Raw genomic sequence first — 5,037 nt, 5'->3', positions numbered from 1 at the left:
GTTCTGGTATTGGAGGAACCGGGATGGCCGAAACGCGCACCGAAGCGCTTCACCAGAATGCCGAGGGGCTGGATATCCAGGCCCCGGACGCCATCCTTTCCTATTTGGCCGATGCGCAGATCGAAGCCGCAACGGTCGTGCGCCAAGCCATTCCATCCATTGCCAGGGCGGCCGAGATCATCGCCGGCAGGCTGAAGAGCGGCGGCAAGCTTGCCTACGCGGCGGCCGGCAGCTCCGGCCTGATGGCGCTGGCCGATGCACTTGAATTGCCCGGCACCTTCGGCATTCACCGCGACCGCATCGCCATCCTGATCGCCGGCGGCGACGAGGCCTTCCGGACACTGGCCGGCGGGCCGGAAGACGATACCGAAGAGGCCGCGGCTGCGGTCGCCAAGGCCGGTATCGGCAAGGGCGACTGCCTGATCGCCATTTCCGCCAGCGGCACGACGCCCTATGCGGTGCGGGCCATCGAGGAAGCCGCTCGCCGTGGTGCCGCCACCATAGGCATCGCCAACAACCGGGACTCTGCCCTGCTGCGCCAGGCGCAAACCGCCATTCTGCTCGAAACGCCGCCGGAGCTGATCGCCGGCTCGACCCGCATGGGCGCCGGCACCGCCCAGAAGATCGCGCTCAACATGCTGTCGACGCTGACCGCGGTCCATCTCGGCCATGTCCATGACGGCTACATGGTCAATCTGATGGCCGACAACATCAAGCTGCGCGACCGCGCGGCGCGCATCGTCGCCGCCGTCAGCGGGCGTGGCACGGACGAAGCGGCCCGCCTGCTCGAGAAGAGCGGCGGCGCGGTCAAGACCGCCATTCTGCTTGCCGCCGGCGCCGACAGCGCCGATGCGGCGCAGAAGATACTGGAAGAGACCGGCCAGAAGCTGCGGCCGGCCCTTTCCGCGATCGAGGGGAGCAAGGGGCGCACTGCCTCCGTTCTCATCAAAACCGAACCTGAAAAAGGTCAACAGGGAGACTGAGCATGACAACGAAACTACTGACGGCACTGCTTTTGGGCACCAGCATTCTCGGCTCGGCCGGGGTGGCTTCTGCCGCAGACGTAACGCTCAACATCGAAAGCTGGCGCGGTGACGACCTTGCCATCTGGAAGGACAAGCTGATCCCGGCTTTCGAAGCCAAGAACCCGGGCATCAAGGTGGTGTTCGCGCCGTCGGCGCCGACCGAATATGACGCCGCGCTCGGCGCCAAGCTTGCCGCCGGCTCGGCGGGCGACCTGATCACCTGCCGCCCCTTCGACAAGTCGCTTGAACTGTTCAAGAAGGGCAACCTCGCCGACCTGTCGGCGCTGCCCGGCATGGAGAACTTCTCTCCGGTGGCCAAATCCGCCTGGCAGACCGACGACGGCAAGGCGAGCTTCTGCGTGCCGATGGCCTCGGTCATCCACGGCTTCATCTACAACAAGGACGCCTTCGACAAGCTCGGCATCAAGGTGCCGGAGACCCGCGACGAATTCTTCGCCGCGCTCGACAAGATCAAGGCCGACGGCACCTACATCCCGATGGCGATGGGCACCAAGGATCTCTGGGAAGCCGCGACCATGGGCTACCAGAACATCGGCCCGAACTACTGGAAGGGCGAGGACGGCCGCGCGGCGCTGATCAAGGGCGATCAGAAGCTGACCGACAAGGACTGGGTCGCGCCGTATGAGGAACTGGCAAAGTGGAAGCCTTATCTCGGCGACGGCTTTGAAGCCCAGACCTATCCGGACAGCCAGAACCTGTTCACGCTCGGCCGCGCCGCCATCTACCCGGCCGGCTCATGGGAAATCGGCCTTTTCAACACCCAGGCCCAGTTCAAGATGGGCGCCTTCCCGCCGCCGGTCGAGAAGGCCGGCGACACCTGCTACATCTCCGACCATACCGATATCGGCATGGGCCTGAATGCGGCTTCGAAGAACGCCGATGCGGCCAAGACCTTCCTGTCCTGGGTCGCCTCGCCGGACTTCGCCACCATCTACGCCAACGCGCTGCCGGGCTTCTTCAGCCTGAACTCCGCACCGGTGAAGATGGAAGACCCGCTGGCGCAGGAATTCGTCTCCTGGCGCGGCAAGTGCAAGTCGACGATCCGCTCGACCTACCAGATCCTGTCGCGCGGCACGCCGAACCTCGAAAACGAGACCTGGGTTGAATCGGCCAACGTCATCAACGGCACCGATACGCCGGAAGCTGCCGCCAAGAAGCTGCAGACCGGTCTCGACAGCTGGTACAAGCCGGCCAAGTAAGCGCTCAGGCAACGGAGCCGGCCGGGCGCAGGCCTGGCCGGTTCCGGACTACCTCATTCAGAGTGCGCCTATTCAGATTGCGATTGTCGGCACCGCCTCCCGGCCTTACCCTCTCTTCGGGGAAGGCTAGCTGATCAGTCGCAGGCCTTTGTTCTTGCCGCACCGGGCAAGAGTGTTCGGGCCGTGCATCGAGGCATCATCTAGATCGATACCCTTTTGGAACCGAGAGACGGCGGGGACCGAACTCATGGCCGCAGATATCAGACCGAAAAGACCGTTCCGCTGGCATATCGGCGTCTTTTTGGCGCCGGCAGTGCTCGTCTATACGGCGATCATGATCCTGCCGCTCGCCGGCACGCTGCAGCTGTCGCTGTTCCGCAACATCGAGCAGCATCAGGTCTTCGTCGGGCTGGAAAACTTCCGCATGCTGTTCGGCGATCCCAACTGGTCGGTGGGTTTCTGGAACGCGCTCAGGAACAACACCTGGTTCTTCATCATCCACATGCTGGTGCAGAACCCGATCGGCGTCATGCTGGCGGCCCTGCTGTCCAGCCCAAGACTGAGATTTGCGGCCTTCTACCGCACGGCGATCTTCGTGCCGACCATCCTGTCCTTCGTCATCGTCGGTTTCGCCTGGAAGCTGATCCTGTCGCCATTGTGGGGCGTGGCGCCGCATCTGATGGATCTCGTCGGCCTGAAAAGCCTGTTCACGCCGTGGCTCGGCAAGGAGCAATATGCGCTGACCGCGCTCAGCCTGATCTCGGTTTGGCAATTCGTCGGCATCCCGATGATGCTGATCTACGCAGCCCTGCTGTCGATCCCCGAAGAGGTAATCGAGGCCGCCGAATGCGACGGGATCACCGGCCTGTCGCAGTTCTGGAAGATCAAGCTGCCGCTGATCCTGCCGTCGATCGGCATCATCTCGATCCTCACCTTCGTCGGTAATTTCAACGCCTTCGACCTGATCTACACCGCGCAAGGGGCGCTCGCCGGGCCGAACTATTCCACGGATATCCTCGGCACCTTCCTCTACCGCGCCTTCTTCGGCTTCCAGCTGCAGGTCGGCGATCCCAATATGGGGGCGGCGATCGCCACGATGATGTTCCTGATCATCCTCGGCGGCGTCTGCGTCTATCTCTTCCTCGTGCAGACGCGCCTGCGTCGCTACCAGTTCTGAGGGGCAAGAGATGAGCACCGCCACCCGTTCCGTGCCCCGCACCATCGGCGCCCATGCGATCCTGCTGACCTATACGGTGATCGCGCTGTTTCCGGTGATCCTGGTGATCATGAATTCGTTCAAGTCTCGCGCCGGCATCTTCGGCGCGCCGCTGACGCCGCCGACGCCCAAGACCTTCGACCTGATCGGCTACACGACCGTCATCGGCCAGGGCGATTTCATCCACTATTTCCAGAACAGCCTCGTCGTCACCGTCGCCTCGCTGTTCTTCGTGCTGTTGTTCGGCGCCATGGCAGCCTTCGCCCTGTCGGAATACCGCTTTCGCGGCAACTCGCTGATGGGCCTCTATCTGGCGCTCGGCATCATGATCCCGATCCGGCTGGGCACCGTCGCCATCCTGCAGTTGATGGTGGCGAGCGGGCTGGTCAACACGCTGACGGCGCTGATCCTGGTCTACACCGCGCAAGGCCTGCCGCTTGCCGTCTTCATCCTGTCGGAATTCATGAAGCAAGTGTCCGACGATCTGAAGAATGCCGGCCGCATCGACGGCCTGTCCGAATACACCATCTTCTTCAGGCTGGTGCTGCCGCTGGTGCGGCCATCGATGGCGACGGTCGCCGTCTTCACCATGATCCCGATCTGGAACGATCTGTGGTTCCCGCTGATCCTGGCGCCGTCGGAAGAAACCAAGACGGTGACGCTCGGCGCGCAGCTCTTCCTCGGCCAGTTCGTCACCAACTGGAACGCCATCCTGGCGGCGCTCTCGCTGGCGATCATGCCGGTGCTGATCCTCTACGTCATCTTCTCGCGGCAACTGATCCGCGGCATCACCTCCGGAGCCGTCAAGTGAGTTCGCAGGCACCTCTTCGCGTCGTCGTCGCCGGCCTTGGCAATATGGGCCGCAGCCATGCGCTGGCCTATCACAGCAATCCGGGCTTCGAGATCGCGGCGCTGATCAACCGCTCCGACGTGCCGTTGCCGGACGGGCTGTCGGGCTACGGCATCAGGCGCTCCTTCGATGACGCCTTGCGCGAAGAAAAGCCCGATGTCGCCTGCATCGCCACCTATTCCGACAGCCATGCCGACTATGCGGTTAGGGCGTTCGAGGCTGGCTGCCATGTCTTCGTCGAAAAGCCGCTGGCAACGACGGTGGCCGATGCCAAGCGTGTCGTCGCGGCGGCCAAAGCCAATGGCAAGAAACTGGTGATCGGCTACATCCTGCGCCATCACCCATCCTGGATCAGGCTGATCGCCGAAGCACGCAAGCTCGGCGGCCCCTACGTCTTCCGCATGAACCTCAACCAGCAATCCTCGGGCCATACCTGGGAGACGCACAAGCAGTTGATGCAGACGACGTCGCCGATCGTCGACTGCGGCGTGCACTATCTCGACGTCATGCTGCAGATCACCGACGCCAAACCGGTCGAGGTGCGCGGCATGGGCGTGCGGCTGACAGAGGAGGTGGCGCCCTCCATGTACAATTACGGCCACCTGCAGGTGCTGTTCGATGACGGTTCCGTCGGCTGGTACGAAGCAGGCTGGGGGCCGATGATTTCGGAAACCGCCTTCTTCGTGAAGGACGTGATTTCGTCGAATGGCTGCGTGTCGATCGTCA

Annotated in this window: 5 protein-coding genes; all 5 read left to right on the top strand. The window is 63.2% G+C overall.

Annotated elements, in window-relative coordinates; all coding sequences use genetic code 11:
- Positions 1-23: 23 nt before the first annotated feature.
- On the top strand, positions 24-983 hold the full coding sequence (locus tag EN993_RS31135; RefSeq protein WP_109667471.1) for an N-acetylmuramic acid 6-phosphate etherase: 960 nt from the start codon (positions 24-26) through the stop codon (positions 981-983).
- Positions 984-985: 2 nt separating this feature from the next.
- On the top strand, positions 986-2,245 hold the full coding sequence (locus EN993_RS31130) for an ABC transporter substrate-binding protein (RefSeq protein ID WP_109667467.1): 1,260 nt from the start codon (positions 986-988) through the stop codon (positions 2,243-2,245).
- A gap of 247 nt (positions 2,246-2,492) precedes the next feature.
- Positions 2,493-3,422 (top strand): sugar ABC transporter permease, encoded by a 930-nt coding sequence (locus tag EN993_RS31125; protein ID WP_127265687.1) that lies wholly within the window; start codon positions 2,493-2,495, stop codon positions 3,420-3,422.
- Positions 3,423-3,432: 10 nt separating this feature from the next.
- Entirely contained in the window at positions 3,433-4,272 is an 840-nt protein-coding gene (locus EN993_RS31120; protein WP_127265686.1) for a carbohydrate ABC transporter permease, read from the top strand.
- Positions 4,269-5,037 (top strand): Gfo/Idh/MocA family oxidoreductase (locus EN993_RS31115; RefSeq protein ID WP_164757923.1); only part of this gene is annotated, 769 nt, incomplete at its 3' end. The genes EN993_RS31120 and EN993_RS31115, both read left to right, overlap by 4 nt.

It is taken from the genome of Mesorhizobium sp. M7D.F.Ca.US.004.01.2.1, assembly GCF_003997785.1.
Lineage (GTDB): Bacteria > Pseudomonadota > Alphaproteobacteria > Rhizobiales > Rhizobiaceae > Mesorhizobium > Mesorhizobium loti.
The sequence above is the reverse complement of the archived record's forward strand: the minus strand, read 5'-3'. Positions and strand labels throughout refer to the sequence as shown.